Origin of the sequence: Sphingomonas sp. GC_Shp_5, assembly GCF_026540855.1 — a bacterium.
Classification (GTDB): domain Bacteria; phylum Pseudomonadota; class Alphaproteobacteria; order Sphingomonadales; family Sphingomonadaceae; genus Sphingomonas.
In genome coordinates, this window is record NZ_JALNUP010000058.1 from 1 (window position 1) to 1741 (window position 1741).

The 1741-nt window shown below is 60.3% G+C and carries 1 protein-coding gene and 2 pseudogenes; 2 read left to right on the top strand and 1 reads right to left on the bottom strand.

The window, feature by feature from the left end; translation table 11 throughout:
• Positions 1–553, top strand: a pseudogene (locus OXR60_RS19800) (catalase HPII); the annotation flags it as partial.
• 260 nt (positions 554–813) lie between these two features.
• Here OXR60_RS19800 and OXR60_RS19805 read toward each other — a convergent pair.
• A pseudogene (locus tag OXR60_RS19805) lies at positions 814–1122 on the bottom strand (IS481 family transposase); the annotation flags it as partial.
• A 220-nt stretch (positions 1123–1342) separates the two neighbouring features.
• Here OXR60_RS19805 and OXR60_RS19810 point away from each other — a divergent pair.
• Complete coding sequence (locus tag OXR60_RS19810; protein WP_267397779.1) at positions 1343–1546, top strand: hypothetical protein; 204 nt, start codon at positions 1343–1345, stop codon at positions 1544–1546.
• The last annotated feature ends 195 nt before the right edge of the window (positions 1547–1741 follow it).

A 1741-nucleotide genomic window follows, 5' to 3' on the forward strand; every position in this document is an offset into this window, starting at 1 on the left:
CGCCGGCTTGGCAATGGATCCGCCGGCCGCGTCGCCTACTGCCGCGCCTGTCCTCGACATGGACCTCTCGCCTGCGCTGCGCATCATCCGCGGGCCGCTTGAAAAGCACACGCTGGAGGGCCGCACGGTTGGCATCCTGATCGCCGACGGCACGGACGCCGGCGCGCTCAACGCTCTCACAAGCGCAATTGCCGGCGCTAAAGGGCAGGCCAAGCTCATCGCTCCCAAGATTGGCAAGGTGCCTCTGTCTGACGGCTCCGCGGTTGCCGCCGACGCACAGCTGTTTGGCCAGCCCTCGCCGACCGTCGATGCCTGCGCAATTGTACTTTCGGCTGAGGCGACCGCTAAACTCGTCAAGGAGGGTGCGGCCGTCCAATGGGTGATGGACGGCTTCGGTCATCTTAAAGCAATTGGAGCTAACGCCGAGGCGAAACCGCTGCTCGACAAAGCGGGAGTCGAGCCTGACGAGGGTGTGACTGATCTCGCCGGCTTCGTTGAGGCTGCGAAGAAGCGCTACTGGGACCGCGAGCCCAACGTCCGGACGCTGGCGTAAATCAGACTAGGCTGGCTGCTTACGGCTCAGCAGCCAGCCTAGTTGACCCAGGCCCAGCCATGCGTGGGTAGGTTTCGGCTCTTCAACACTGGTCGCTCCTCAACATAAGGCAGCAGAGGTGGTACCGGTCAGATCTTCCCCTCTCCGCAGTTCGGCTAGCTTTCAATAAGGAAGCACTCTCGGGAGCAATGGAGCTTGCCGATCTATCCCCGCTGTTGGCTGAACGGCCGGTGGTACGAATAGAAGGGGTCCCGGCAAGGCAACCGTGAGATGCCGTGTCGCTGCAGGCAACGATGCAGCGCTGACCGGGTCAGGTGCGGGATCGACGGCTGCGGGGCGTAGAGGCAGTCGTCGAGCGGCAGGAGCGTGTGGCGCCGGAATGCCACGACCATTTCCACGCCGATCCACAGTCTTCAGATCCTCGACCGTGGCCCTCTTGCGCCACTTCGCCACAGTCTTCGGGTTGATCCCCAGCTCACGGCTCCGCGTCGCGAGCGAAGCTTGCGATCGCTGTATTGCTGCTTGGACGGCGTACGTGTCGTGGCGCACCCATGACGAACTTGTCCCATACGGCTTCCTTCCATTCCAACGAAAGGATCGCACCATCAACCGTGGGATCAAGCACCTAGTTAGTCGAAGACTTCGAGGCTCGCGTTACACGGCCATAGGCCGCTCGATGAGGCCTCTGACCCGATGGTTGCCATAAAGATCCGCAACTCCGATGCGGCCTTGCGAAACTCTCCAGCTTGATCGACTGACGATAGCTCCACAACTGATGAGGAGATAGCTATGTTCAAGACCGTTTCCGCTGCCGTGCTGATGTGTGTGGCCGTTGCAGGGATCGCGCCTGCCGAGGCCCGCATGTGCCGCAATAGCCATGGCAAGCACTTCCGCTGCCACAAAGTCGTGGCACCGAGGATTAACCTGAAGGCAAAGCACCCGGTAAAGATCCAGCGCTGCCGCGGCAAAGTCGGACAATTTAACAACTGCTGAACGGTAACGGGCGGCATCTTGGACGCCGCCCGTTATGCTGTCATAATTGGTCGCTTATCGCAGCATTAGCTAACTGATGCTCAACTTCTGCGAATTACTGCGCGATACAAGTGGGTATCAGCGAGTGAGTAATAGAGCCAAATCTGGTCACCGACAGCCACAACAGAGGCTGCAAACGCAATGTCTGTAGCCGTA

What these genes read in the sequence shown, in the direction of transcription:
- OXR60_RS19810 (WP_267397779.1), top strand. Translation starts at nt 1,343, where the DNA reads ATGTTCAAGACCGTTTCCGCTGCCGTGCTGATGTGTGTGGCCGTTGCA.